The sequence below is a fragment of the Gordonia sp. p3-SID1431 genome (genome assembly GCF_025143765.1).
Classification (GTDB): domain Bacteria; phylum Actinomycetota; class Actinomycetes; order Mycobacteriales; family Mycobacteriaceae; genus Gordonia; species Gordonia hongkongensis.
In genome coordinates this window covers 18,105-44,844 of record NZ_JAMBDT010000007.1, presented here as the reverse complement: position 1 = coordinate 44,844, position 26,740 = coordinate 18,105, and the positions used below count along the sequence as shown (strand labels likewise).

Here is a 26,740-nt window from a genome sequence, read left to right as displayed (position 1 = left end):
AGCGACAGGAGAAGCCCGATCTACGTCTCGAACGGATCCGGGATGCCGGGCCGGTACGACACCCTCGACGGCCCCGGCATCGAGGGTAACGGCTCCAAGCTGTTCGACCAGATCGCGGTCGGGGCGGTGATCGAGACCGCCACGGCGCAGTGCACGAGGAACCTCCAGCGGCGGATGCGCGACATCGGTGTGCCGGCGACGTTCCACCTCTACGAGGGCGGGACCCATGCGTGGCCGTACTGGCAGGACGAACTGCATCGTGCCTGGCCGCAGTTCGAGGCGGCCCTACGCGGCTGAATCCCCAGGGCACCCTCGCGCGGCGCGCACGACGCGTATCGCGGGTCGGTTCCGGTGACGACGTACGATAGTTCACCGAACCGACGAGTGAGGAAGCCGATGAGTGAAGCGTCCGACCCCATCCGGCGGGATGGATTCCGTAGGGTCTTGCTGAAGTTGGGCGGCGAGATGTTCGGTGGCGGCGAAGTCGGGCTCGACCCCGACGTCGTGGGTACCGTCGCCGACCAGATCGCCGACGTCGTCAATTCCGGTGTCCAGGTCGCCGTCGTGATCGGCGGTGGCAACTTCTTCCGCGGCGCCGAGCTCCAGCAACGAGGGCTCGACCGAAGCCGCTCGGACTACATGGGCATGCTCGGCACGGTCATGAATTGCCTTGCGCTGCAGGACTTCCTGGAGAAGCGAGGGATCTCGACCCGGGTGCAGACCGCCATCACGATGGGGCAGGTCGCCGAGCCGTATCTCCCGTTGCGTGCCCAGCGGCACCTGGAGAAGGGCCGCGTCGTCATCTTCGGCGCCGGCATGGGGATGCCGTACTTCTCCACCGACACCACCGCGGCCCAGCGTGCGCTGGAGATCAAGGCCGAGGTGGTCCTGATGGCCAAGGCGGTCGACGGCGTGTACGACGCCGACCCGCGCACCAACCCCGACGCCACCCTCTTCACCGAGATCACTCACCGCGAGGTGCTCGACAAGGAGCTCAAGGTCGCCGACGCGACGGCCTTCAGCCTGTGTATGGACAACAAGATGCCGATCTTGGTGTTCAATTTGCTCCAGCAGGGCAATATCGCCCGTGCGGTCGCAGGCGACCGCATCGGCACCCTGGTCAGCACCTGAACCGGCGCCTGACCCCGAGATCGACGAGAACACCGACCGAACGGAACAAGGACGAAGATGATCGACGACGCGTTGCTCGACGCCGAGGAGAAGATGGAGAAGGCGGTCAACGTCGCCAAGGAGGACATGGGCTCCATCCGCACCGGGCGGGCGAACCCGGCCATGTTCAACAAGGTCAACATCGAGTACTACGGCTCGATGACCCCCGTGACCCAGGTCGCGAGCATCAACACGCCCGAACCGCGACTCGTCGTGATCAAGCCGTATGAGGCGTCGACGCTGCGCGACATCGAGACCGCGATCCGCAACTCCGACCTCGGGGTCAATCCGACCAACGACGGCACGATCATCCGGGTCGCCGTCCCGCAGCTCACCGAGGAGCGTCGCCGCGATCTGGTCAAGCAGGCCAAGGGCAAGGGCGAGGACGCGAAGGTCGCGATCCGCAACGTGCGCCGCAAGGCCGCCGACGAGCTCAAGCGCATCCAGAAGGACGGCGAGGCCGGCGAGGACGAGGTGTCGCGCGCCGAGAAGGAACTGGACAAGACCACGGCGACCTACGTGCACCAGATCGACGACTTGGTCAAGCACAAAGAAGACGAATTGCTCGAGGTGTGAACGAGGTTCCGCAACGGGGCGGTGAGAAGAAGTCGCGCGCCGGCCGCGACCTGCCGGCCGCGATCGCGGTCGGCGGCACGCTCGGTATCAGCATCATCGCGATCCTGATCTTCGTCCCGAAGGTCTGGTACGGCCTCGTGGCGGTAGCGTTCGCGGTCGCCACCTGGGAGGTCATCAAGCGCCTCCGCACCGGTGGCTATGACGTCGCCCTCTGGCCGCTGCTCATCGGCGGCCAGGCCATCATCTGGGCGAGCTGGCCCTGGGGTCCGACCGGAGCCCTCGTCGCCTTCGTTGCGACGGCCCTGGTGTCGATGGTGTGGAAGCTCCTCGGGCAGGGCATCGACAAGGCGCCGGTCAACTACCTCCGCGACCTCGCCGTCACCGTGTTCGTGCTGGCGTGGTTGCCGCTGCTCGCGTCGTTCGGCGCCCACCTGGTGGTACAGGACGACGGGGCTGCCCGAGTGGCCACGCTGATGGTCGTCGTGGTGTGCTCCGACGTCGGCGGCTATGCCGCGGGCGTGATGTTCGGCAAGCACCCAATGGCGCCGGCGATCAGTCCGAAGAAGTCCTGGGAAGGCATGGTGGGCTCGCTCGTCGTCGGCACTGTCGGTGCCGTCGGCTGCGTGGTGTTCCTGCTCGAGAGCCACTGGTGGATCGGCATCATCCTGGGGCCGGTCCTGGTGGTTTGCGCGACCCTCGGCGATCTCGTCGAATCCCAGGTGAAGCGCGATCTCGGGATCAAGGACATGGGCACGCTGCTGCCCGGCCACGGTGGCATCATGGACCGGCTCGACAGCCTGCTGCCGTCGGCGTTCGTGGTGTGGGTCGTGCTCACCGCGCTGCTCTGAGCACGGGCCACGGCGGCGCCGAACGCTACTTGGCTGCCTTCTTCAGCGCGCGCCGCAGTTGCAGCATCCGCAGGCCGCCCACGAGCGCGACGACCAGTGCACCGGCGATGGCCGCGATCAGCAGGCTGACCCCGAGGGGCAGGTTGACCTCCCAGAACAGCAAGTCGATGGTCTGCGACTGGAGGTTCTGCACGATGAAGACGAGCAACAGGACCAGGATGATCGCGCCGATCACCACGCCGAACCAGGTGGCGCGCGTCCGCGTGTGCTCCACGTCGGCGACCGTGCGGCGGAGACGATCGCGATGGTCCGGGTCAGGGGCGTGCTGCTCCGGGGTGTGCGCGTGACCGGTCGCCGGTGGCGGTGACCCGGCGGGCTGTTCGCCCCACGCCGGTACCGAACCCGTGTGCCGTCGGTCCTCGGGTGTCGTCATCACTTCATCATGACATGCGACAATGGCGAAATGACCTCATTGCCACTTGTGTTCGACGCGCCCAAGCGTGGGCGGCCGCCGACACACTTCGCCGACCTCGACCCCGCCGGTCGCGTCGCGGCGCTGGCCGACCTGGGGCTGCCGAAGTTCCGGGCCGATCAACTGGCCCGCCAGTACTATGCGCGCCTCAACGGTGACGTCGACGAGATGACGGATCTGCCGGCGGCGTCGCGCGAATCGGTGCGGGACAAGCTCTTCCCGCAGCTGCTCACCCCGGTCCGGCACATCTCCTGCGACGACGACTCCACCCGCAAGACGCTCTGGCGCCTGCACGACGGCACGCTCCTCGAGAGCGTCCTCATGCGCTACACCGATCGCAACACGCTGTGCATCTCGAGCCAGGCGGGCTGCGGCATGGCCTGCCCGTTCTGTGCCACCGGGCAGGGCGGACTGGACCGCAACCTGTCGACCGCCGAGATCGTCGATCAGGTGCGGGCCGCGGCCCGCGCGCTGCGCGACGGGGAACTCGGCGAGCCCGGACGCCTGTCGAACGTCGTGTTCATGGGTATGGGTGAGCCGCTGGCCAACTACAAGCGCGTGGTCAGCGCCGTCCGGCAGATCACTTCGCCGGCGCCGGAGGGCCTCGGGATCTCCGCCCGCTCGGTGACCGTGTCGACCGTCGGTCTCGCGCCGTCGATCCGCCGTCTCGCCGACGAGGGGCTCGCGGTGACGCTCGCCGTCTCGCTTCACACGCCCGACGACGAACTGCGCGACACCCTCGTCCCGGTCAACAACCGGTGGTCGGTCGCCGAGGTGCTCGAGGCGGCCCGCTACTACGCCGACACCACCGGACGGCGCGTCTCCGTCGAGTACGCACTCATCCGCGACGTCAACGACCAGCCCTGGCGGGCCGACCTGCTGGGGGAGAAGCTGCACCGGGCCCTCGGGTCACTCGTTCATGTGAATCTCATCCCGCTGAACCCGACGCCGGGTTCGGAATGGGACGCCAGTCCCAAACCGGTCGAACGCGAGTTCGTACGCCGGGTCCGCGAACAAGGGGTCTCGTGCACCGTTCGCGACACGCGCGGGCAGGAGATCGCCGCTGCCTGTGGACAGCTGGCGGCCGAAGAGCGCTGAGACCTCGATGTGCCGGACAGGGACCGGCTCAGACGGCGCAGACGACAAACGCCGAGCGGATCACCGCTCGGCGTTTGTCGTAGATGTGGCGAGGTGGCCGGTCAGGACCACTTTCCGCGGTTCATCCACCATCCGCGCACGGCGAAGAACAGGGTGCCCGCGGCGAAGGCGATGAGATACAGGTCCTCGATGCGTCCGGTGTGGTTGCCGATGATCATCGCGAGTAGGAACAGCGCGAAGAAGATGGCCGCACCGTAGAAGGTCTTGGTTGCCGCTCCGTGCCAGCCGAACCGGGCGGACGGGGCATCGGCGGGCTCGCGACGCCAGCCGGTGTCGATGACCTCGACTTCGCCATGCCCTCCATCGCCGTGCCCCACAGTGTGCTCAACATCGGTGCTTGCCACAGCCACTCCTCACAGCGCGGACGTCAGATGTCTGACGATCGGTAGTAGTTCTCCGAGCAGCATAGCGGCACCCCCCGCGCGCAGGTCGGTCCGGTGTCACCGGCGGCGGTTCGTCGACGAGGATGGTCCAGAATGGGTGCGTGCCCACACGCGTGCTGATTCTCGGCTCCACCGGTTCCATCGGCGTCCAGGCTCTCGAGGTGATCGCCGAGCATCCGGATCGTTTCGAGGTCGCCGGTCTGGGTGCCGGCGGGTCGAATCCCGATCTGCTCGCCGATCAGGCCGCCGCGTTCGGCGTGCCGGCCTCGCGAATCGCCGTCGCGGACGCCACGCGGGCGGACGAGCTCACCGAACGCCTCGGCGACCGGGTCCTCGGCGGTGCCGACGCGATGTGCGATCTGATCGACGCCGTCGCCGCGGACACCGGGGTGGATGTGATCCTCAACGCCGTCGTCGGCTCGATCGGTCTGGCGCCCAGCCTCGCCGCACTCCGATCGGGTGCTCGGCTCGCGCTGGCCAACAAGGAGTCGCTCGTGGCGGGCGGGGCACTGGTCCTCGACGCCGCTGCGCCCGGGCAGATCGTCCCGGTCGACTCCGAGCATTCCGCGATCGCACAGTGTCTGCGAGCGGGGACGGCCGCCGAGGTGGACCGACTGGTCCTCACCGCGTCGGGTGGCCCGTTCCGCGGATGGACCCGTGCGCAACTCGAGGACGTCACGCCCGAGCAGGCCGGCCGACATCCCACGTGGTCGATGGGCCCGATGATCACGCTCAACTCCGCGACCCTGGTCAACAAGGCCCTCGAGGTCATCGAGGCGCACCTGCTGTTCGACGTGGACTACGACCGCATCGACGTCACCGTCCACCCGCAGTCGATCGTGCACTCGATGGTGACCTTCGTCGACGGGGCGACGGTGGCGAAGGCCTCACCGCCGTCGATGAAGTTGCCCATCGCCCTGGCCCTGGGATGGCCGGACCGGGTGCCCGGATCGTCGACGGCCTGCGACTTCTCGACGGCGTCGTCGTGGACGTTCGAGCCTGTCGACGACGCGGTGTTCCCGGCGATCGACCTGGCTCGACGCGCCGGTGCGGCGGGAGGCAGCCTGACGGCCGTGTACAACGCCGCCAACGAGGCCGCCGCAGCCGGGTTCTTCGCAGGTGCGATCCGGTTCCCACGCATCGTCGAGGTCATCGAGGACGTGCTCGGCGAGGCAGATCAGTGGCGCCGGACGCCAGGTACTGTGGAAGAGGTCTTCGCCGCCGATCGGTGGGCCCGGGATCGTGCTGCGCAGCTGGTCGCGGCCGCATCCGTCTGATCGGCGGCTGTCGTGAGCGGGTGCGCCCCGTGATCCGGATGGAGTAGGTACGTGAGTTTCGCGATCGGCGTCACGCTGTTCGCCGTGGCGCTGTTGCTGTCGGTCGCCTGGCATGAGTGCGGCCACATGTGGGCCGCGCAGGCGACGGGCATGAAGGTCCGGCGGTACTTCGTCGGCTTCGGTCCCACGATCTGGTCCACCCGGCGCGGCGAGACCGAGTACGGGATCAAGGCGCTGCCGCTCGGCGGTTTCTGCGACATCGCCGGGATGACCCCGCACGAGGAACTGGCCTGGGACGAGAAGGACCGGGCGATGTACAAGCAGAAGGCCTGGAAGCGCCTGGTCGTGCTGTTCGCCGGACCGGCCCAGAACTTCCTGCTCGGTTTCGTCCTCATCATCATCGTCGGCCTGACGTTCGGACTGCCGAACCTCAACCCGGGGTCGACCCCGGCGACAGTCGGCAAAACGCAATGCGTCCCGTCGACCATCACCATCGAGGGCAACAAACAGACCGACGCGCCCTGTGGCGGTACCGGACCCGCGGGTGCCGCCGGGCTGCTCCCCGGTGACGACATCGTGGCGATCAACGGTCAGCCGGTCGGGCAGGCGTCGGATCTGACCCCGGTGATCCGCGAGTCCACCGGCCCGGTCGCGCTGACGGTCGACCGCGACGGTCAGCGACTCGACCTGACGATGACCCCCGAGCCCACCACGGTGACGGCGCGGAACGCCGACGGCACCTCCGAAACCCAGACCTACAACATGGTCGGCATCGCCTACGACGTCCCGCCGAACGTCATCACCTACAGCGGCCTCGAGATCGTGCCCGGCGCGATCGGATTCACCGGCGAACTGGCGGTCGAGACCTGGAACGCGCTGCTGTCCCTGCCGTCGAAGATCGGTGCGCTGTGGACGGCGGTCACCGGCGGTGAGCGCGCCCTCGACACCCCGGTCAGCGTGTACGGCGCCTCGGTGCTCGGCGGTCAGGCCGTCGAGCGTGGTCTGTGGGACATGTTCTGGATGCTCCTGATCAGCATCAACTTCTTCCTGGGACTGTTCAACCTGGTCCCGCTCCTCCCGCTCGACGGCGGCCACATGGCGATCGTGGGCTACGAGAAGGGCCGCGACACCGTGCGGCGCTGGTTCGGCCGGGCACCGGGTGGGGCCGTCGACTACTACAAACTGCTCCCGATCACCTACGCCGCCGTGGTGATCATGGCCGGCTTCATGGTGCTCACGCTCACCGCCGACATCATCAACCCGATCAACCCGTGGCAGTGACCCGGACGATCCGGGTCGCCGTCTGGCGCCGAATACCACCAGAGAACCGAAACCCCCAGAGGTGAACGAGATGAACGCCCCGACTCCCGCGACCGCTGTGCCGATCGGACTCGGCATGCCCGCCGGACCACCGCCGGTGCTCGCCCCGCGTCGGAAGACCCGGCAGTTCTTCGTCGGCTCGGTCGGCGTCGGCAGCGACCACCCGATCTCGGTGCAGTCGATGACGACCACCAAGACCCACGACATCAATGCCACGCTGCAGCAGATCGCGGAGTTGACGGCCTCGGGGTGCGACATCGTGCGCGTCGCGTGCCCGCGTCCCGAAGACGCCGAGGCGCTGCCGATCATCGCCAAGAAGTCCAAGATCCCGGTGATCGCCGACATCCACTTCCAGCCGAAGTACATCTTCGCCGCGATCGACGCCGGCTGTGCCGCCGTGCGCGTCAACCCGGGCAACATCAAGGAGTTCGACGGCCGGGTCAAGGAGGTCGCCAAGGCAGCCGGTGACGCCGGGATCCCGATCCGGATCGGCGTCAACGCCGGGTCCCTCGACAAGCGGATCCTGCAGAAGTACGGCAAGGCGACCCCGGAGGCGCTCGTCGAGTCGGCGCTGTGGGAGGCCGGGCTGTTCGAGGAGCACGGCTTCGGCGACATCAAGATCTCGGTGAAACACAACGATCCGGTGATCATGGTGGAGGCCTACCGCCAGCTCGCCGCCGCCTGTGACTACCCGCTGCACCTCGGGGTCACCGAGGCCGGGCCCGCCTTCCAGGGCACGATCAAGTCCGCCGTCGCCTTCGGCGCGCTGCTCAGCGAGGGCATCGGCGACACCATCCGGGTGTCCTTGTCGGCCCCGCCGGCCGAGGAGATCAAGGTCGGCGACCAGATCCTGCAGTCGCTGAATCTCCGCCCGCGCAAACTCGAGATCGTCTCGTGCCCGTCGTGCGGCCGCGCCCAGGTCGACGTCTACAAGCTGGCCGACGAGGTCACCGCCGGACTCGAGGGCATGGAGGTCCCGCTGCGCGTGGCCGTGATGGGGTGCGTCGTCAACGGCCCCGGGGAGGCCCGGGAAGCCGACCTCGGCGTGGCGTCCGGAAACGGCAAGGGGCAGATCTTCGTCAAGGGTGAGGTCATCAAGACGGTTCCCGAGGCGCAGATCGTCGAGACCTTGATCGAAGAAGCGCTGCGGATCGCCGAGGAATCAGGAGAAACTGGAGACGGTACTCACGTGGGCCCGCCCGTGGTGACCGTTTCCTAGGTCGGCGGCAGGCTCGAGAGGGAGGAGCGGCGTTGCTGAAGCTACTGGGCGACAAGCCGCTCGGCGCTCGTGATGCGGCCGCTGTCGAACGTGTCCTCACCTCGGACCCGGTGGCGATGTGCATGGTCGCGGCCCGCTTCGAGACGCACGGGATCAACCCTCGGCTGCTGGGCGGCGAGCTGTGGACCGCGCAGAATCCCGCGTCGTCCCTCTGCTTCTCCGGCGCCAACCTGATCCCGCTCACCGGTTCGCCCGAGGATCTCGACTACTTCTCCGACCGCGCCATCGCCGGACCGCGGGCATGCTCCTCCATCGTCGGCCGCGCCGACCTCGTGATGCAGATGTGGGAACAGATCGAGCCGGTGTGGGGTCCGGCGCGTGAGGTCCGGCCGGTGCAACCGCTGCTCGCCCTCACGTGTTGTTCGGCGGTACCCGCCGACCCGCTCGTGCGGCTGGTGACCCTCGACGACCTCGACGCGTACATGCCCGCGGCCATCGACATGTTCATCGGCGAGGTCGGTGTCGATCCGACGGCCGGCGACGGCGGTCGTTCCTACCGACGACGCCTCGCCTCGCTCATCACCGCGCAGCGGGTGTTCGCCCGGTTCGACGGCCCCGACGTCGTGTTCAAGGCCGAGATCGGCTCGCTGTCCCGCCGGGTCGGCCAGATCCAGGGAGTCTGGGTGGATCCCGACCGGCGCGGTGAGGGACTGGGACTGGGTGGTACCGCGGCCGTCGCGGAGGCCGTCGCCGCTCACGGCCGCATTCCGAGTCTGTACGTCAACAGCTTCAACGTGACCGCGCGCGCGGTGTACGACCGCATCGGGTTCACCGAGGTCGGCACCTTCGCGACCGTCCTCGTCGACTGAGTGCCGCCCCGCGTGGCGTCGCGGGATTCCGGCCGGGCCACCCTAGACTCGACCGCGATGTGGCGCATGCGAACTCGATGGACCCCGGCGGTGATCGTCGCGGTGTGTGCTGCCGTGACGGTGGCCACCGTCGGTTGCTCGGCCTCCGAGGACGACGGCCCGCGCCGCGCCGCGGAGCGCTTCCTGCAGGCCTACGCCGATCGTGAGGTCGCGTCCGCGGCGGCGCTGACCGACACCCCCGCTGCCGCGGAGTCCGCGATGGAGTCGGCCTGGGCCGGGCTAAACGCCGAGGCACTCGAGTCGCAGGCCGGGCGGGTCCGCGTCACCGGGGACACCGCCGAGGTGGACGTCGACTACACGTGGGCGCTGCCGCGGGGCCGCGACTGGGCCTACGACGCCACCCTGCGGATGGGCCGGTCCGACGACGGCTGGGCGGTGCGCTGGGCGTCAACGAACATCCATCCGAAACTCGGTGCCGATCAACGCCTTTCGCTCCAGATTGTCGAGGCGCCGCGCGCGACGGTCAATGAGTCCGACGGCTCGGAGGTGATGGTCAACGGCACCGTCGTGGGCGTCAACTTCGATGCGACCGCTGCCGCGGAACAGGGCGCGTCGGTCGCCGAGTCGGTGACCGGTGCGGTCGCGGTACTGCGCCGGTTGAGTCCCTCGCTCAACGAGCAGACGATCATCGAGCAGGTCACCGCGAACCGGCAGCAGTACCCGCTCGCCCGGCTGTCCCACGACCAGTTCGACCGCTTGCGCGACCAACTGGCGATCCCCGGCGTCGTGACCAACGAACAGGCCGAACTGGTCCCCGAGGACCCGAGATTCGCGCCCGCCCTGCTGACCGAGGTCAAGAAGGTCGTCGACTCCGAGGTGTCGGGGCGGGCGGGCTGGCGGGTGGTGACGGTCAACCCCAACGGCCTCGACGCCGACGTCCTCGCCGACCACGACCCGGACCCCGCGCCGGCGGTCTCGTTGAGTCTGTCGCGGACGGTGCAGAACGCGGCCCAGCGAGCGGTCAACGCCACCAACCGGTTCCAGATCGCGCTGGTCGTCGTGCAGCCGTCCACGGGGCGCATCCTCGCGGTCGCCCAGAATCCCGCGGCCGACCGGTCGGGGCCCATCGCGACGACCGGTCTGTACCCGCCCGGGTCGACCTTCAAGATGGTGACCGCCGCGGCCGCGATCAGCCATCGGATGGCCACCCCCGACACCCCCGTCGGATGTCCCGGCGCGATCCAGATCGGTCCGCGCCTGATCCCGAACTACGACGGGTTCTCGCTGGGGACGGTGTCGATGCTGCGGGCGTTCGCGCAGTCCTGTAACACCACGTTCGCCAAACTCGCCAGCGAGATGGGGCCGTCGGATCTCGCGCACGCCGCGGCCGCGATGGGCGTCGGACAACACTACGAGATCGCCGGCCTCGATGCCGTGTCCGGCTCGGTGCCGATCGAGAACGAACTCGTCGCCCGCAGTGAGGACGGCTTCGGGCAGGGCAAGGTCCTCGTCTCGCCGCTGGGTCTGTCTCTGGTGGCCGCCACCGTTGCGAACGGTCGGAAGGCCCCGGTGCCGCAACTCATCCTGGACAAGCCCACGAAGGTCGAGGGACCGACGCCCACGATGGCACCCGAGGTCTTCGCCCAGCTGCGCCCGATGATGCGTGAGGTCATCACGAGCGGTACGGCGTCGGTGATCGACGGCCAGGGTGCGGTGTTCGGCAAGACCGGTGAGGCGGAGTTCGCCGGCGGGTCACACGCCTGGTTCGCCGGCTACCGCGGCGACATCGCGTTCGCCACCCTCGTCGTGGGCGGCGGTGACTCGAACAACGCGGTGGCCGTCACCCGCGACTTCTTCGCCGGTCTCGGTCCGGGCTACGCGGTGCGCCCTCTCTCCTGAGACGCCCTCACCAGTGCGCACCATCTTCTAGGCGCTACCGGGTGTCCGGACGGGGAGAATCACCCGTCGCCCGGCATGCTCGATCACCTCGACGGGGTGGTCGTAGGTGTGGCTGAGCAGGTCGACCGTCATCACCTCCGACGTCGGCCCGATCGCGAGCAGCCGGCCGTCCTTCATCACGGCCACCCGGTCGGCGTAGGCGGCGGCGAGGGTGAGGTCGTGCACCACCAGCAGCACGGCGTTCCCGGCATCGCGGTGGACGCGCAGGATGTCGAGAACCTGCTCCTGATGGTGGATGTCGAGTGCCGCGGTCGGCTCGTCGAGCATCATGACGGGGGTGTCCTGGGCGAGGGCACGACCCAGGGAGACGCGTGCCTGCTGGCCGCCGGAGAGTTGTCCGAACGGGCGGTCGGCGATGTCGCCGAGCTCGCACAGTGCCATCGCGTCGGCGATCACGGCGGGGGAGTTCGCCGCGCGCGGTGTCCGCAGCCACGGGTAGCGGCCCATCGCGACGACCTGGGACACGGTGAAGGGGGTGTCCACCCGGTTCTGCTGGGTCACCAGCGAGCGGTGGCGGGCGAGTTCGCGCATCGAGGTCGTCGCGACGTCCCGGCCGTCGACCTCGATGTGGCCGCGCTGCGGTGTGCGGGTACCGGACAGCGCCGACAGCAGCGTGGACTTGCCACATCCGTTGGGACCGACGAGGGCGACGAGTTCACCACGGGAGACGTCGAGGGTCACCTCGCTCACCACCTCGCGTCCGCCGAGCACGACCGAGACGTCTCGTGCGTGGATGCCCGGGGTCGTCGTCACGGCGGTTTCGGTCACCATCCGGCACCCGCGTGACGGCTGCGACGCAACAGGATGAAGAAGACCGGGCCACCGATCAGGGACGTGAACATGCCGAGCGGGAGGTCGGCGTCACCGAGCATCGTCCGGGCGGCGAGGTCGGCACCGGTGATGACCAGCGCTCCACCGATCACGCTGGTGGGTAACAGGATCGCGTGGCGCGGTCCGACGATGAGGCGCATCACGTGCGGCACGATGAGGCCGACGAAGGCGATGATCCCGGCGAAGGCGACCGCCGCGGCGGTCAGCACCGCGGTGAGCACGATCGCCTGCCGGCGGACGGCCTCCACGTTCACGCCGAGGGAGGCGGCCTGGATGTCGCCCAGCGCGAGCAGATCGAGCTTCGAGACCAGGAACAGGCAGGCCGCGACACCCACGACGACGAGCGGTGCGACGACCCAGATCTCGCTCCAGGTGCGTCCGGCGAGCGAGCCGAGCTGCCAGAAGATGATCTGCTCGCGGGCGGCGGTGGTGGCCACGAAGGTGAGGAACGCGATGATCCCGGCCGCGAACGCGTTGACCGCGATACCGGTGAGCACCAGCATGATCGCCGACGACGACCCGTCGCGAAGGGACAACACGTACACCGCCGCCGCGGTGATGAGGCCGAACACGAAGGCGGCCCCGGCGAGAGCCCAATTGCCCGCCGCGCCACCGGCTCCGGCGGTCCCGCCGGCGAGCACGATCATCAGACAGGCGCCGACCGCGGCGCCGGAGGAGACGCCGATGATCCCCGGTTCGGCCAGCGGGTTCGCCAGCACTCCCTGCAGGAGGCAACCCGCGGCGCCGAGCGCGGCTCCGACGAACAGTCCGAGCACGATGCGCGGGAAGCGCACATTCCACAGCGCGCCTTCGCCGTTCGGGTGGGAGGGGAGCGGTCCGAGATCGAGGTGGAAATGGTGGGCGAGGCTGCCGAGCACCTCGAGCGGCGGCACCGACACCTTTCCGGTGCCCGCGGACACGATGACGAGCACGACCAAGGCGACCAGCATCACCGCCACCACCGTGAGGTCACGGACCCGATGCGACGTGCCGGCCGGGGGAGCGACGACGGCCGACGGGGTAGTCGGCTCGGTCGCCGGGTCCGTCGTGGTCCGCGCTGGGTCGGTCATGCGTAGATCGACCTCGCCAGCGCACCCAGCACCAGTCCGACCTCGGGGCCGAACGCCAGGATCTGACTCTCGTCCATCTGCACGACCCGTCCGTTGCGGCCGGCCTCGGTGTCGGCCACACCCGGCAGGGTCAGCACTCCCTCGGGTCCGCCGACGGTGGCCGCACCCTGGGTCATCACGAGGATCACGTCCGGGTCGGCCGTGATCATGGCCTCGGCGCTGATCGCGGTGAACGCGCCGGTGAGATCGGCTGCCGCGCCGGCATCCCGGCCGCCGAGCGCCTCGATGAGGTCGTCGGCACCCGATCCGGGCCCGGCCAGCAGCAGCAGGTTGCGTCCGCGGATGTAGAGGAACGCCATGGTGGGATCTCCGGACGGATCCGGGACCAGCGCGCGCGCCTCCTCGATCTGGGCGTCGGTCCGGGCGACGAGCTTCTCGCCGGCATCGGCGACACCAAGTGCGGCTGCGACCGAGCGGATCAGGGTGTCGTTCGACTCCAGATTGCGGGCGGCCGGGAACACGACGACCGCGACGCCGGAGTCGCGGATCTGGTCGACGGCGGCGGTGGGCACAGTGGACTCGCTGACGAGCAGGACGCTCGGGTCAAGGGCGAGAACGGATTCGGCGCTGAGGCTGTGTCCGCGGTTGGTCACCACCGGCAGCGATCTCGCCGACGGGAAGGCGGTGGACGTGTCGCGCCCCACCACGTGGGACCCGAGTCCGAGGGCGTACACGATGTTGCCGAGGGTTCCGTTGATGTCCACGGCGATGATCCGGTCGGCATCGGCGACGGTCACGTCCCCGTACCGGAGCGAGTCGACGGTGGCGGGCAGCCGGGGTGCGGGGTTCTCGACGACGGGGGTGACGTCGGACTCCGCGAGCGTCGCAGTCTGCGGGCCGTCGCGCAGATGCGCGCCCGGCGAGTGCCGCTCCTGCTCGATCGGGGTGACGAAGCACGCCGACAGGCTCAGCACGGTCAGCACCATCACCAGCGCCGCCGGTAACCCCCTCGTCCGCACCGCACACCTCCATCGTCGACTCCGATGCCCTCCCATCGGCTCCTCCCGGCGAGCTTAGTGACGTTCGCCGCGGTGTCCGCCCACGGGCCTCGCCGCGACGGGCCGGGATAGTCTGGTCGCATGCCAGTTCGCAGTGCCCTCACGCCGGGGATCGTGTCGCCCATCCGGTCCGTGCCCGACTCCATCGAACGTCCCGAATACGTGTGGAAGCCGACGGTGAACGAGGGCCATGAGCCCTGGGTGCAGACCGCCGAGACGATCGAGAAGATGCGCATCGCGAGCAAGATCGCGGCCAACGCACTCGCCGAGGCGGGCAAGGCCGTCGCCCCGGGCGTGACCACCGACGAACTCGACGCGATCGCGCACGAGTACATGATCGACCACGGTGCCTACCCGTCGACCCTGGGCTACAAGGACTTTCCGAAGTCGTGCTGCACCTCGCTGAACGAGGTGATCTGCCACGGCATCCCGGATTCGACGGTGATCGAGGACGGGGACATCGTCAACATCGACGTCACCGCCTACATCCACGGCGTGCACGGCGACACCAACGCGACCTTCCTCGCCGGCGACGTGGACCAGGAGGCCGCCGATCTCGTCGAGCGGACGCGGATCGCGACCGAGCGGGCCATCAAGGCCGTGAAGCCGGGTCGCGAGCTGAATGTCATCGGTCGGGTCATCGAGTCCTACGCGAACAGGTTCGGCTATACGGTCGTGCGCGATTTCACCGGCCACGGCATCGGTGAGACCTTTCACAACGGACTGATCGTGCTGCATTACGACGAGCCGAACGTCGACACGGTCCTCGAACCCGGGATGGTCTTCACCATCGAGCCGATGATCAATCTCGGCGCACTGCCGTGGGAGATGTGGGACGACGGCTGGACCGTGGTGACCGCCGACCGCCGGTGGACCGCGCAATTCGAGCACACCCTCGTCGTCACCGACGACGGCGCCGAGATCCTCACTGTGCCGGACAACTGACATCGGGCCCGACAACTGAGGTTCGGCCGACAGCCGAGACGTTCAGGCGGGGAAGCGGACGGGTTGCGGTTCGCTGCTCGTCGTGGTCGTCCCGTTGCCGAGCTGACCCTGGCCGTTGAGGCCCCAGCAGTACATCTCGTCGTCCGCGACCGCGCACACGTTCGCCGAACCGGTGGTGACTTCGGTGACCCCCGACAGTCCGTTGACGCGGTCGGGGCTCTTGTCCGGCTGATCGCTGCGCGAACCCCAGCAGTAGGCGGAGCTGCCCGCGGCGGCGCATCCGCCATAGGCCGCCGTGGACACCTCGGTGGCCCCGCGGACGTCGATGCGGGTCGGGGTCCGCCGGTTCTGCTCGGTACCGTCGCCGAGTTGGCCGCTGGTGTTCTGGCCCCAGCAGAACACGCCGCCGGAGCCGGCGACCGCACACGTCGAGTACAGGCTCGTGCTGATCGACGTGGGCGAGTCGAGTCCGAGGACCCGGGTCGGGGTGAGGCGGTCGAGTGTGGTGCCGTCGCCGATCTGGCCTTCCCGGTTGTTGCCCCAGCAGTACGCCGAACCGCCGGCGATGGCGCAACTCGTGGTGTGCGACGTGGACACGGCGGTCACGTCCGAGAGACCGGCGACGCGGGTGGGCACGTCCACCGACCCGGTACTGCCGTTGCCGACCTGGCCGCTCGCGTTGTTGCGCCAGCAGTAGGCGTCGCCGTCGCTGATCGCGCAGATCGTCAGCCCGACCGACACCGCCGACACCCGGGACAGGCCGGACACCTTCGTCGGCAGCGGCACGTTCTGCCCGGGCGGTCCGATCCCGTAACCCCAGCAGTAGAGGTCTCCATAACTGATCGCGCAGGTCGTGCCGAGGCCGCCCATGCTGACCGCCGAGACGTCGGAGATGCCGGTGACCGGGACCGGGCGCGGGCGGTCGGTGGTCGTACCGTCGCCCAGCGTGCCCCGTTCGTTGTCGCCCCAGCAGTACAGCTCGGCCTCGCGCACCGCACACGTGCTGTCGCCGCTGGAAGCGATGGACTCGAACTCATCGCTGCCGGTGGAGGATCCGCCGGAACTGCTCGGCGCCGTCGTCGATGACCCGGCGACCGGCGCCGTCCCGGGATCGGATCCCGATCCGCTGAGGGCGATCGCGGCGCCGACGACACCGACGACGAGGACGACGACGCCGAGTACCGCGGCGACGATCCACGCGGTGCGTGAGCCCGTTCCCCGTGATCCTGGGCCGGGGCCGTGGGGTCCGCCGGGCCCGGTCACATATCCGGGCGGTGGGCCCGGCGGCGGTCCGCCGGGACCGTACGCCGGGAACGGTGGGTGACCGCCGGGTGGCTGAGCGCGGTGGGCCACCGGGTGCACCGGCGCCTGCTGGGTGGGCGGCGGTGGTGGTGAGAACGGACGGCCGGGTGCCTGCGCCGCGACGACGGAGGGCGCTGTCGACCCGATCTCGACCGCCCGGGCGAGCGCCGCGGCGAACTCGGAGCAGGACGCGAACCGGTCGGCGGGGTTCTTGGCGAGGGCGCGCGCGAACACGGCATCGACGTGGACGAGGTCGGGGCGGCGCTCGGAGATCCGCGGTGCGGGCGTGTTGACGTGGCCGGCGATCAGGGCCATCGGGGTCTGCCCGGGGTAGGGCTGCGATCCGGTGAGCAGCTGGAACGTCGTGCATGCGAGCGCGTACTGGTCCGACGCCGGGATCGCCGGTTCGCCGGTGAGGATCTCGGGTGCGGCGTAGGCGAGGGTGCCGACGAACAGGTTCATCGCGGTCATCTTCGCGCCGTCCATCAGGCGGGCGATGCCGAAGTCGAGCACGGTGACCCGGGTGATCCGGCCGTCGGGGCCGCGGGCGACCACGATGTTCGCGGGTTTGATGTCGCGGTGGATGACGCGCCGGGTATGGGCGTAGTCGAGCGCGTCGGCGACCTTGCCGACGACCGTCACCACGTCGTCGACCGGCAGGGCCGACGCGGCGGCGAGGTCCTCGCCTTCGAGGTAGGACATCGAGAACCACGGGCTGCCGTTCTCCACGCCGTGGGTGTAGACCGTGACGATGCCGGGGTGATCGAGGGCCGCGGCGGTGCGGGCCTCGTTGCGGAACCGCTCGGCGAAACTGGGATCGGCGGGGTTCGGCGAGATGATCTTGAGGGCCTCGCGGCGGCCCAGGGTGGGGTGTTCGACGAGCCAGACCTGTCCCATGCCGCCGCGCCCGAGCATCGAGAGGACGCGATATCCGGCGAACACGGACCCGGGCTTCACGACCTCCACGTCCGATGACCCCCCCTTGACTCCGAACGACCGGCTGTCGACCTGTTCGTCCGGGTCACTGTATCCAGACCCGCACGACCGCGAGCGCAACGGTGGGACTTGTGAACGACGCCACCGTGGTCGCGGCCTCGGGTTCGGCCTCTAGTCTGTTCCGGGTGGACGGACTAGGTGGCGCATTGCTCGTGGGCGGTACCAGCAGCGATGCCGGGAAGAGCCTCATCGTCGCCGGGCTGTGCCGTGCGCTGCGGCGCACCGGTGTGCGGGTCGCACCGTTCAAGGCGCAGAACATGTCCAACAACTCGGTGGTCACCCTCGACGGCGGCGAGATCGGTCGTGCCCAGGCGTTGCAGGCGTTCGCCTGTGGCCTCGAACCCTCCACCAGGTTCAACCCGGTGCTGCTGAAACCGGGCAGTGACCGTCGCTCGCACGTGATCCTCCGCGGTCGGCCCGCCGGAGACGTCGGGGCCGCCGACTACCTGCACTGGCGGGCGCGGCTGCGTGCCGTCGTCGCCGACGAGTTGGCCGGTCTCCGACGCGACTTCGACGTCGTCATCTGTGAAGGTGCGGGTTCGGTCGCCGAGATCAATCTGCGCGCCAACGACATCGCGAATCTCGGTCTCGCACAGGCGGCGGACCTCCCGGTGGTGCTGGTCACCGACATCGACCGCGGCGGGTCGCTGGCCCACCTGTTCGGTACCACCGCGGTCCTCGACGACGCCGATCAGCGGCTGATGGCGGGGTTCGTGGTCAACAAGTTCCGTGGTGACCCGTCGATCCTCGAGCCGGGACTGCGGCAGGTCGAGGCGATCACGGGACGGCCGACACTGGGGGTGGTGCCCTTCGCCGACGACCTGTGGCTCGACGCCGAGGACTCGCTCGCGGCGCCGGTCGGGCGGCGGGTCGGGCCGCCGCGCTCGTTCACCGAATCCTCCGCGACCGGAGGACCCCGATTGCGGGTCGCCGCCATCCGCCTGCCCCGGATCTCCAATTCGACCGATGTCGAGGCGCTGGCCTGCGAACCCGGTGTCGACGTCACCTGGGTCGACGACCCGGCCGGGGTGGCGGCCGCCGACCTCGTCGTGCTGCCCGGCACCCGCGCCACCGTGACCGACCTCGAGTGGCTGCGGGCGCGCGGTCTCGGGGAGGCGCTCACCGAACGTGCCGCCCGCGGACGTCCGATCGTCGCCGTGTGCGGCGGATTCCAGATGCTGGGCCGCACCCTCGACGACCGGGTGGAGTCCGGTCGCGGGCGGGTGCCCGGGCTGGGGTTGTTCGACCTCGACATCGAGTTCCACGCCGAGAAAACCGTGCGGCAGGTGACCGGGACCGGCGGCGACTCGTCCGGCGTCGCGATCAGCGGCTACGAGATCCATCACGGCCGGGTGACCCGCTCGGCCGAGGACACGTGGATCGTCGACGACCGGCACGGTCCGGAGGGCGCGGTGCGGGGGGCGGTCCGGGGTACCCACTGGCATGGACTGCTGGCGTGCAACGACTTCCGGCGTCGTCTCCTCACCGACGTCGCGGCCGAGGCCGGGGTCCGTGGGTTCCGCGTGGCGTCCGACACCGACGTCGACGAGGTACGCCGCCGGCAGGTCGACCAAATGGCCGACCTCGTCACCGAACACCTCGACCTCGACGCCATCATGCGGCTGATCCGACAAGGACCGCCACGCCACCCCAAGGTCATCCGTCACCACCTCGAGGACTTGTAGACGCCGGGGTCGTGGAGACGGGTTATCGTGGGCGCCATGACTGAAGACCGCCCCATGATCGACGACCGACGTCAGGTGACCGTGGGCGGCCTCACCTTCGACGTCCGGATCGGGGGACCGGAGACCGGTCCGTGGGTTCTGCTGCTGCACGGGTTCCCGGTGAACGGGAGCTGCTACGACGACGTCCTGCCGCGCCTGCACGAGTCGGGGCTGCGGACACTGGTCATCGATCAGCGCGGGTACAGCCCCGGCGCGCGGCCGCCCGGGGTGGACGACTACCGGCTCACCCACCTCGTGTCCGATGTGATCGGGGTTCTCGACGCCCTCGGCATCGGCTACGCGATCCTCGTCGGGCACGACTGGGGCGGCATCGTCGCGTGGCATCTCGCCGGGAAGTACCCCGACCGGTTCACCGGTCTCGTCGTCGCCAGCACCGGGCATCCGTCGGCCATGCGCGACGCGCTCGTCGGTAGCGACCAGCGTGAACGTTCCTCGTACATCCTCGATTTCGTGGCCGACGGGGCCGAGGAGAGGCTGCTCGCCGACGATGCCGCCGAGCTGCAGGCGGTGGGGATCTCCGAGGACGAACTCGCCCCGCTGAGGGAACCGGGCGCCCTGACCGCCGCGCTGAACTGGTACCGCGCGAACTTCACCGGCGACATCAAGGCGACGATGGCGTGCCCGCCGGTCGAGATCCCGACCACGCTGCTGTGGAGCGACGCCGACACCGCCCTGGGTCGCGAACAGGCGCAGGGCAGCGGCCGGTACGTCTACGGCGACTTCCGCTACTGCGAACTCGCGGGCGTGGACCACTGGATTCCGCAGCGCGCGGCCCCGGCCCTCGCCAGCGAGATCGCCCTGCGCTCAACGATTTTCTGAGCTCGCGCGGCGGGCCTGGCCGTCAGATCTCCAGGCCGAGGATCGCGTTCTCCAGGACCTCGGGCATCGCCGGGTGGATCCAGTACTGGCCGCGGGCAAGTTCGTGTGCGGTCTGGCCGAAGTGCATCGCCTGGATGACCGGCTGGATGACCGTCGGTGCCTGCGGGCCGATGAGGTGTGCGCCCAGCAACCGGCCGGTGCCGCGTTCGGCGATCAGCTTGCAGAATCCGGTGGTGTCCTCCATCGCCCAGCCGTAGGCGACATCGCCGTAGGCCTGGACCTTGACGGCGATGTCGTGGCCGGCCTCGCGAGCCTCGTCCTCGGTGAGGCCCACCGCGGCGATCTGCGGGTGGGTGAACACCGCCGCCGGGACGTACCGGTGGTCGAAGGCGTCCAGATCGGTTGCGTCCCAGCCTTTCAGGAGATTGGCCTGCACCACCCGCTGTTCGTGGTTGGCGACGTGCTTGAGCTGGTACGGCGAGCTGACGTCGCCCAGCGTCCACACTCCGCGGGCGGCGGTGCGACCGTGCTGATCACAGCGCACGCGACCTTCGTCGTCGAGCTCGATACCGACGGAGTCGAGGTTGAGCCGGTCGCCGTTCGGCTGCCGGCCGGTCGCGATCAGCAGGACGTCGGCCTCGAGTGTCGCGCCGTCGGAGAGCCCGACCCGCACACCGCCGTCGGGCAGATCCTCGGCCTCGGTGATCGTGGTCTCCAGCCGCACGTCCCACTTCTCCCGGGCCACCTGGGTGAAGCGGTTGGAGATGTCGGCATCCTGCTTGCGGAGCAGACCCGGGCCGCGCGCGATGATCGACACATGTGAGCCCAGCGCGCCGAAGACGTGTGCGAATTCCGCTGCGATGTAACCGCTCCCGACGATGATCAGGCGTTCGGGCAGCTCGGGAAGACGCATGACGTCGTTGTTGGTGTAGTAGGTGACCCCCGAGTCGGCGATGATCTGGGGGATGACCGCGCGCGATCCGGCGGCGAGCACGACCTCGTCGGCGAGAACGGTGTCGCCGTCTCGCGTGACCAACCGGTACCGGCCGTCGTCGTCGCGCCCGTCGAATTCGACATGGGAGTCGTACACGGTGATGTTCTCGCACCGATCGACCCGGTACTCCTTGCCGCCCTGCGACAGCGGGTCGATGCGGCCGAACACGCGCTCGACGATGCCGGGCCAGTCGACCGAGTCCACCTTCGAGTGCACGCCCAGGCGAGCACCGTGCCTGGCGATCTCGGCCACCTCGGAGGCGTAGACGAACATCTTGGTCGGGATGCACCCCACGTTGAGGCAGGTGCCGCCGTAGACGCCCTCCTCGAAGATCGCGAGGGTCTTGTCCGCGAAGCGGTCATCGGGAATGGCGTTGCCGCTGCCGGAGCCGATGATGGCCAGGTCGACGACCTGCGTGGCGGTCATAGAGGATTCTCGCTTTCGGTTGAGAGGACGGCGGACAGCCAGTGGTCGACCTCGCGATAGGCGTGCTCGCGTGCGTGTGCGACGGAGAGGAAGACGTCGTGCCGGGCGTCGGGGATCGGTACCGCGGTCACGCGGCCGCCGAGGCACCCGCTCCAGCGGGCGATGTGGGTGACGTCGAGGACGGCATCGGCATGATCGGTGGACGCCGAGTAGGTCCTGGCGAAATGCGTTTTGTCCGAACGTAACACGAGCGCGGGAACACCGACGTCGATGCCGCGGTGCAGGCGACGCTGACCGCTGCGCACCGCGTCGAGGAAACCGAAGGTGACCGGGAATCCGCCCAGCGGTTTCGCCGACAGGTCGTAGTTCCATTCGCCGTGAGCGCTGTCGTGCAGGCTCTCGCCGTAGGCCTGCGAGAGTTCCTTCGGTATCACCCTGGTCGGCGCGACGGCGGCGATCGCCTTGACGAGCAGCGTGACCGGGAGGGTGCGGAGCACCGCGTCGCCCTGCAGATCGAACCAGGGTGAGTTGAGCAGGAGTCCGTCAACTGCCGCGTGCAGCGCCGGCTCGCGCTGCCGCAACCGGTCGAGCCAGAGTGCGGTGATGAGGCCGCCCGTCGAATGCCCGGCCACCACGACCCGGCAGTCGGGTCCCAGCTCGTCGAGGATGATCCGCAGCGACGCGTTGAGCTCTTCGTCGTACATCGCGAGGTCGGTGGTGAAGTGCGGCGTGTGGTGCGATTGCCACGATCGCCCGCATTTTCGCAGGTCGACAGCATAGAACGCGTACCCGCGGTCGACGAAGAAGTCGGCGAGCGGCTCGTGGAAGAAGTAGTCGGTGAACCCGTGGACGTAGAGCACTGCGCCGCGCGCGGGTGACGACTCGGCGCGTCGCACCAGGGTCGCGGTGATCGGCGATTCACCGTCGGGATCGGGGCCCAGGGGGAGGACGCGTTGCCGGTAGTCCTCGAGAAATCGGTCGGGCTGCCAGTCGGCGGCTGCGGATGCGCTCACGGCGACCAGCATAGTGACAGGTCAGGACTGCCCGGATGTCGTGCAGCACACAGTTGCGAAGGTCGATTCTCGTGCTGGACGTGCCATGCTGGACAATGACGGTTGAGAAGGACCGGGTGAGAAGTGCCCGGTCGACAAGTTGCCATCCGGGACGACGTGCCGCGACGAACACCGGTCACAGTGTCCCTCCAGGTGAAGTGGAGTCCAGGTGTCGAAAACGGTGATCACGACCGACGTCGCGTTGGTGGGTGCGGGAATCATGAGTGCGACGCTCGGAGCGCTGCTCCGACAGCTTCAGCCCGACTGGTCGATCAGCCTGTTCGAGCAGCTCGACGCCGCCGCCGCCGAGAGCAGCGACCCGTGGAACAACGCCGGCACCGGACACTCGGCACTCTGCGAGCTGAACTACACGCCGAAGACCGCCGACGGCGACGTCAACATCGACAAGGCGCTCACCATCAACGAGCAGTTCCAGGTGTCGCGCCAGTTCTGGGCCCACGCCGTCGACAACGGCATCCTCGGTGACCCGTCGGAGTTCATCAACCCCATCCCGCACGTCGCCTTCACCCACGGCGCCGAAGGCCAGAAGTACCTCCGCAAGCGCTACGACAATCTCGCGACCCAGACCCTGTTCGAGGGCATGGAGTTCATCGACGATCCGGCCGAGTTCACCGCGCGACTGCCGCTGATGTCGGAGGGACGCGACTTCGCCGACCCGGTCGCGCTGAACTGGTTCGACCAGGGCACCGACGTCGATTTCGGCGCGCTCACCCAGCAGCTCCTCAATCATGTCGCCCAGGGCGCCGACATCTACTTCGGTCATTCGGTCACCAATCTGTCCAAGCAGTCCGACGGCAGCTGGATCGTGAAGGTCCGTAACGGCCGGACCGGGCAGAAGCTGTCCGTGCATGCGAAGTTCGTGTTCGTCGGCGCCGGCGGCGGTGCGCTGCACCTGCTGCAGAAGTCGGGCATCAAAGAAGCCAAGGGGTTCGGCGGGTTCCCGGTGTCCGGTGAGTTCTTCCGCTGCACCAACCCCGATCTCGTCGCCGAGCATCACGCGAAGGTCTACGGGCAGGCCGCCGTCGGTGCCCCGCCGATGTCGGTGCCGCATCTCGACACCCGCGTCATCAACCACAAGCCGGGCTTGCTGTTCGGCCCGTACGCCGGATGGTCGCCGAAGTTCCTCAAGAGCGGCAAGATCACCGACCTGCCCGCCTCGATCAAGCCGGGCAACCTGCTCCCCATGGTGTCGATCGCTCCCAAGGAGTTCGGGCTGCTCAAGTACCTCATCAGCGAGCTCGCCGCCGGGCCGGCCGACCGGGTGAAGACGCTGTCGGAATTCGTCCCCCGCGCGCTCGGCGCCGACTGGGAGCTCATCACCGCCGGACAGCGCGTGCAGGTCATACGCAAGACCGGGATGGGTGGTCAGCTGGAGTTCGGCACCGCGGTCGTCGCGGCCGGCGACGGCACCATCGCCGGGCTCCTCGGTGCGTCCCCAGGCGCCTCGACCGCCGTGCCGGCGATGATCTCGGTGCTCGAACAGTGCTTCCCGAAGGAGTACGCGGGCTGGTCGTCGAAGCTGACCGCGATCATCCCGTCCTTCGGTCAGAAGCTCAACGACAACCGCGACCTGTACCGCCAGGTGTGGGACTGGACGAACAAGACGCTGCAGCTGACCGACCGGAACGAGGTCCCGGCCGAGACCGGCCGGCTCGCGCCCGCCACTGCCGGCTGATCGCGCGAGGTGAAGTCCGGTCGCCTTGTGTGCTAACCACGACACATGATCCCTGAACCGCGGGTCCACCGCGCCCTGGCCGACGACATGGACGCAGCCACGCTCTATCGGGTCCTCCGGCTGCGGGTCGAGGTCTTCGTCGTCGAGCAGGCCTGTCCGTATCCCGAACTCGACGGCCGAGACCTGGAATCGACGACGCGCCAGTTCTGGATCACCGACGGTGGGGACCGGACCGACGGAGGCGACGAGGACGGGCCCGACCTGGGGGCGGTACTGGCGACGCTGCGTCTGCTCGAGGAACCGGAGGCCGACGGCGGACAGGTCTTCCGGATCGGCCGCGTCTGCACCGAACGCAACCATCGGGGTCATGGCCTCGTGGCGACCCTCATGACCGCCGCGCTCGCCGAGGTCGGGGAGCGCCCGTGCCGGATCGAGGCGCAGACTTACCTCACCGAGATGTACGGCAAGTTCGGTTTCGTCCGCGACGGCGACGACTACCTCGAGGACGGGATCCCCCACGTGTCGATGCTCCGCGCCGGGTCACGATGACGACCCTCGGTGAACTCCCCGCTTCCGTGGACTCGCACGCTGACGTGCGCTATCCGTTCAGCGCCGTCGTCGGGCAGGAGCAGCTCAAGCTCGCACTGATCCTGTCGGCCATATCGCCGGGTATCGGGGGTGTCCTGATCCGCGGGGAGAAGGGCACCGCGAAATCGACCATCGTGCGCGGGCTCGGCCCGCTGCTCAGCGTCCCCGGTGCCACGGAGGACACCGCCGGCCGCGTGGTCGAACTGCCCATCGGTGCGACCGAGGACCGCGTGATCGGCTCGCTCGACCTCACGTCGGTGCTGCGGGACGGCCGTGCCGAGTTCACTCCCGGTCTGCTCGTCCGGGCGCATCGCGGGGTGCTGTACATCGACGAGGTCAACCTGCTCGCGGACCACCTCGTCGACGTGCTGCTGGACGCGGCGGCCAGTGGACGGGTCACGATCGAACGCGATGGTGTGTCACACACCCAGGCGGCCGATTTCGTACTGGTCGGCACCATGAACCCGGAGGAGGGAGAGCTGCGCCCGCAGCTGCTCGACCGGTTCGGACTCGCCGTCGACGTGGCCGCCGACCGCGAGGTCGACGAACGCGTGGAGGTGGTGCGCCGCCGCATGGCATACGACGCCGACCCGGCATCGTTCGTCGCCGCCCACGCCGCCGCCGAACACGAACTGACACAACGGATCGCGAGCGCACGAGCCGCCGTGGGTGCGGTGGCCCTCCCGGACCGGGAGTTGCGCCGTATCGCCGGGATCTGCGCCCACCTCGACGTCGACGGACTCCGCGGCGACATCGTGGTGGCCCGGACCGCGCTCGCTCATGCCGCCTGGCGCGGGGCCACCGCCGTCGAGGACGTCGACGTCCGGGCGGCCGTCGAGCTCGCGCTGCCGCATCGGCGCCGCCGCAACCCCTTCGACGAGTCGGGGCTCAGCCGCGACCAGCTCGACGAGGCGATGTCGGCGGGCGAGGACGCGGCCGGACCCGACTCACCCGATGACGACCCGGAACCGCCCGAGACACCACCGCCCGGTGGCGGCGGCGAGGCCCCGGACTCCGCATCCGACACCGGCCCGGCGCCCGACACCGACCCCGATGCGGCTCCCGAGACCGGCGACGCCGACGCCCCGCAGCACGCTCCCGGACCGGCGTTCGGGTCCGTGCCGACCTCGACGGCTCGCCGTATGCCGACCCTGCGCGTCGACGGACTCGGCGACGGTGACCCGGGTCGCCGCTCTAAGGCGCGGAGCCGTCGCGGACACACCACCCATGCCGTGAACTTCGATGCCGGCCGACCGGTGCATCTGTTCGGCACGGTGCTCGCCGCCGCGGGCCGGGCCGGTCGCGGCGGGGACGGGTCCGAGCGCGGTGTGCGGATCGCGGCCCCCGACCTGCGGTCGGCGCAGCGGGTCGGCCAGGAGGCCAACCTCGTCGTCTTCGTGGTCGACCTCAGCGGGTCGATGACCGCCCGGCGTCGGCTGGCCGCGGTGTCCGAACTATGCGTGGAGATGTTGCGCGACTCGTATACCCGGCGCGACCGCGTCGCGGTGGTCGTGGCGCGGGGTTCCTCCGCGACGCTTGCGGTGCCGCCCACCAAATCGGTCGAGATCGCGGTGCGCCGCCTCGAGGAGATCCGTACCGGCGGCCGGACACCGCTCGGCGAGGGCCTGCAGCTCGCCGCCGATGTCGTGCAGCGGTGTCGCCGCGCCGAGCCCGACCGGCGGCCGCTGCTGGTGGTGCTCACCGACGGACGTGCCACCTCAGGACGAGGCGCGATGGCACGGGCGCGGGAAGCCGCGGACGGTATCCGTCGGCGCGGCATCGCGTCCGTGGTCGTCGACTGCGAACAGGGGATGGTCCGGCTCGGACTCGCCGGCGATCTCGCGGCCCATCTCGGCGCGAGCCTGATCCCGATGGACGAACTGTCCGCCACCGCGCTGACGGGACACGCACCCGCGCGTGGAGCGGCCTGACCGCCCCCGCCACCCCGAACTGAGACCAGAGGAGAA

At 69.3% G+C, this 26,740-nt stretch carries 23 protein-coding genes and 1 pseudogene; 16 read left to right on the top strand and 8 right to left on the bottom strand.

The features are described from left to right. Nucleotides 1-6: 6 nt before the first annotated feature. The 4 genes and pseudogenes from M4D77_RS03520 to M4D77_RS03505 form a co-directional block, all read left to right on the top strand. Nucleotides 7-297, top strand: a pseudogene (locus M4D77_RS03520) (esterase family protein); the annotation flags it as partial. 99 nt (nucleotides 298-396) lie between these two features. Next, the gene (gene pyrH, locus M4D77_RS03515; protein WP_058250098.1) at nucleotides 397-1,131 is read left to right on the top strand and encodes a UMP kinase; all 735 of its coding nucleotides are present in this window, start codon (nucleotides 397-399) and stop codon (nucleotides 1,129-1,131) included. Nucleotides 1,132-1,188: 57 nt separating this feature from the next. After that, nucleotides 1,189-1,746, top strand: coding sequence for a ribosome recycling factor (frr, locus tag M4D77_RS03510; RefSeq protein WP_058250099.1), 558 nt, complete (start codon nucleotides 1,189-1,191; stop codon nucleotides 1,744-1,746). Further along, nucleotides 1,743-2,594 carry a phosphatidate cytidylyltransferase gene (locus tag M4D77_RS03505; RefSeq protein WP_159370638.1) on the top strand — a complete coding sequence of 284 codons (852 nt, stop codon included), beginning with the start codon at nucleotides 1,743-1,745 and terminating at the stop codon, nucleotides 2,592-2,594. The genes frr and M4D77_RS03505 overlap by 4 nt, the downstream gene beginning before the upstream one ends. A gap of 25 nt (nucleotides 2,595-2,619) precedes the next feature. Here the strand turns inward: M4D77_RS03505 and M4D77_RS03500 are convergent, their stop codons facing one another. After that, on the bottom strand, nucleotides 2,620-3,027 hold the full coding sequence (locus M4D77_RS03500; RefSeq protein WP_058250101.1) for a lipopolysaccharide assembly LapA domain-containing protein: 408 nt from the start codon (nucleotides 3,025-3,027) through the stop codon (nucleotides 2,620-2,622). 30 nt (nucleotides 3,028-3,057) lie between these two features. Between M4D77_RS03500 and rlmN the strand changes: the two genes are divergently transcribed. After that, complete coding sequence (gene rlmN / locus M4D77_RS03495; RefSeq protein ID WP_259935563.1) at nucleotides 3,058-4,164, top strand: 23S rRNA (adenine(2503)-C(2))-methyltransferase RlmN; 1,107 nt, start codon at nucleotides 3,058-3,060, stop codon at nucleotides 4,162-4,164. Nucleotides 4,165-4,265: 101 nt separating this feature from the next. On the opposite strand, the gene M4D77_RS03490 is transcribed toward rlmN, so the two are convergent. Continuing rightward, nucleotides 4,266-4,568 carry a DUF2631 domain-containing protein gene (locus tag M4D77_RS03490; protein WP_065628975.1) on the bottom strand — a complete coding sequence of 101 codons (303 nt, stop codon included), beginning with the start codon at nucleotides 4,566-4,568 and terminating at the stop codon, nucleotides 4,266-4,268. Between the two features lie 140 nt (nucleotides 4,569-4,708). Between M4D77_RS03490 and dxr the strand changes: the two genes are divergently transcribed. From dxr to M4D77_RS03465, 5 genes are all read left to right on the top strand, one after another. Next, on the top strand, nucleotides 4,709-5,884 hold the full coding sequence (dxr, locus tag M4D77_RS03485; protein WP_259935562.1) for a 1-deoxy-D-xylulose-5-phosphate reductoisomerase: 1,176 nt from the start codon (nucleotides 4,709-4,711) through the stop codon (nucleotides 5,882-5,884). Nucleotides 5,885-5,935: 51 nt separating this feature from the next. After that, a complete protein-coding gene (locus M4D77_RS03480) occupies nucleotides 5,936-7,165 on the top strand; it encodes an RIP metalloprotease (protein WP_259935561.1) in 1,230 nt (409 codons plus the stop codon). Nucleotides 7,166-7,235: 70 nt separating this feature from the next. Beyond that, entirely contained in the window at nucleotides 7,236-8,423 is a 1,188-nt protein-coding gene (ispG, locus tag M4D77_RS03475; protein ID WP_078112440.1) for a flavodoxin-dependent (E)-4-hydroxy-3-methylbut-2-enyl-diphosphate synthase, read from the top strand. Between the two features lie 32 nt (nucleotides 8,424-8,455). Further along, nucleotides 8,456-9,292, top strand: a complete 837-nt coding sequence (locus M4D77_RS03470) for a GNAT family N-acetyltransferase (RefSeq protein WP_159370642.1) — start codon at nucleotides 8,456-8,458, stop codon at nucleotides 9,290-9,292. Between the two features lie 57 nt (nucleotides 9,293-9,349). Beyond that, nucleotides 9,350-11,191 carry a penicillin-binding transpeptidase domain-containing protein gene (locus tag M4D77_RS03465; protein WP_259935560.1) on the top strand — a complete coding sequence of 614 codons (1,842 nt, stop codon included), beginning with the start codon at nucleotides 9,350-9,352 and terminating at the stop codon, nucleotides 11,189-11,191. 27 nt (nucleotides 11,192-11,218) lie between these two features. Here M4D77_RS03465 and M4D77_RS03460 read toward each other — a convergent pair whose 3' ends face one another. From M4D77_RS03460 to M4D77_RS03450, 3 genes are read right to left on the bottom strand one after another with little or no spacing between them, the layout of a single operon-like run. Then, nucleotides 11,219-12,022 carry a heme ABC transporter ATP-binding protein gene (locus tag M4D77_RS03460; protein ID WP_065628970.1) on the bottom strand — a complete coding sequence of 268 codons (804 nt, stop codon included), beginning with the start codon at nucleotides 12,020-12,022 and terminating at the stop codon, nucleotides 11,219-11,221. Then, nucleotides 12,016-13,152 carry an iron ABC transporter permease gene (locus tag M4D77_RS03455; RefSeq protein WP_058250109.1) on the bottom strand — a complete coding sequence of 379 codons (1,137 nt, stop codon included), beginning with the start codon at nucleotides 13,150-13,152 and terminating at the stop codon, nucleotides 12,016-12,018. The genes M4D77_RS03460 and M4D77_RS03455 overlap by 7 nt, the downstream gene beginning before the upstream one ends. After that, nucleotides 13,149-14,171, bottom strand: coding sequence for a hemin ABC transporter substrate-binding protein (locus M4D77_RS03450; protein ID WP_065628969.1), 1,023 nt, complete (start codon nucleotides 14,169-14,171; stop codon nucleotides 13,149-13,151). Before M4D77_RS03450 ends, M4D77_RS03455 begins: the two co-directional genes overlap by 4 nt. 120 nt (nucleotides 14,172-14,291) lie before the next feature. Here M4D77_RS03450 and map point away from each other — a divergent pair, with 120 nt between their 5' ends. Next, the gene (gene map, locus M4D77_RS03445; RefSeq protein ID WP_058250111.1) at nucleotides 14,292-15,155 is read left to right on the top strand and encodes a type I methionyl aminopeptidase; all 864 of its coding nucleotides are present in this window, start codon (nucleotides 14,292-14,294) and stop codon (nucleotides 15,153-15,155) included. A gap of 42 nt (nucleotides 15,156-15,197) precedes the next feature. On the opposite strand, the gene M4D77_RS03440 is transcribed toward map, so the two are convergent. Then, the gene (locus M4D77_RS03440) at nucleotides 15,198-17,423 is read right to left on the bottom strand and encodes a protein kinase domain-containing protein (protein ID WP_396266505.1); all 2,226 of its coding nucleotides are present in this window, start codon (nucleotides 17,421-17,423) and stop codon (nucleotides 15,198-15,200) included. A 155-nt stretch (nucleotides 17,424-17,578) separates the two neighbouring features. Between M4D77_RS03440 and M4D77_RS03435 the strand changes: the two genes are divergently transcribed. Both M4D77_RS03435 and M4D77_RS03430 read left to right on the top strand, forming a co-directional pair. Further along, nucleotides 17,579-19,138 carry a cobyric acid synthase gene (locus M4D77_RS03435; protein ID WP_259935578.1) on the top strand — a complete coding sequence of 520 codons (1,560 nt, stop codon included), beginning with the start codon at nucleotides 17,579-17,581 and terminating at the stop codon, nucleotides 19,136-19,138. A gap of 75 nt (nucleotides 19,139-19,213) precedes the next feature. Continuing rightward, on the top strand, nucleotides 19,214-20,017 hold the full coding sequence (locus tag M4D77_RS03430) for an alpha/beta fold hydrolase (RefSeq protein ID WP_396266518.1): 804 nt from the start codon (nucleotides 19,214-19,216) through the stop codon (nucleotides 20,015-20,017). A gap of 22 nt (nucleotides 20,018-20,039) precedes the next feature. On the opposite strand, the gene mtr is transcribed toward M4D77_RS03430, so the two are convergent. Both mtr and M4D77_RS03420 read right to left on the bottom strand, forming a co-directional pair. Further along, complete coding sequence (gene mtr, locus M4D77_RS03425; protein WP_159370646.1) at nucleotides 20,040-21,437, bottom strand: mycothione reductase; 1,398 nt, start codon at nucleotides 21,435-21,437, stop codon at nucleotides 20,040-20,042. Next, nucleotides 21,434-22,462 (bottom strand): alpha/beta hydrolase, encoded by a 1,029-nt coding sequence (locus M4D77_RS03420; RefSeq protein ID WP_068971265.1) that lies wholly within the window; start codon nucleotides 22,460-22,462, stop codon nucleotides 21,434-21,436. The genes mtr and M4D77_RS03420 overlap by 4 nt, the downstream gene beginning before the upstream one ends. 196 nt (nucleotides 22,463-22,658) lie before the next feature. On the opposite strand from M4D77_RS03420, the gene mqo reads away from it, so the two are divergent. The 3 genes from mqo to M4D77_RS03405 are packed head-to-tail and all read left to right on the top strand — an operon-like array spanning nucleotide 22,659 to nucleotide 26,704. Next, the gene (mqo, locus tag M4D77_RS03415; RefSeq protein WP_065628965.1) at nucleotides 22,659-24,185 is read left to right on the top strand and encodes a malate dehydrogenase (quinone); all 1,527 of its coding nucleotides are present in this window, start codon (nucleotides 22,659-22,661) and stop codon (nucleotides 24,183-24,185) included. Between the two features lie 45 nt (nucleotides 24,186-24,230). Further along, a complete protein-coding gene (locus tag M4D77_RS03410; protein WP_259935556.1) occupies nucleotides 24,231-24,734 on the top strand; it encodes a GNAT family N-acetyltransferase in 504 nt (167 codons plus the stop codon). Beyond that, nucleotides 24,731-26,704, top strand: a complete 1,974-nt coding sequence (locus tag M4D77_RS03405; protein ID WP_259935555.1) for a VWA domain-containing protein — start codon at nucleotides 24,731-24,733, stop codon at nucleotides 26,702-26,704. The genes M4D77_RS03410 and M4D77_RS03405 overlap by 4 nt, the downstream gene beginning before the upstream one ends. Nucleotides 26,705-26,740: the final 36 nt, after the last annotated feature.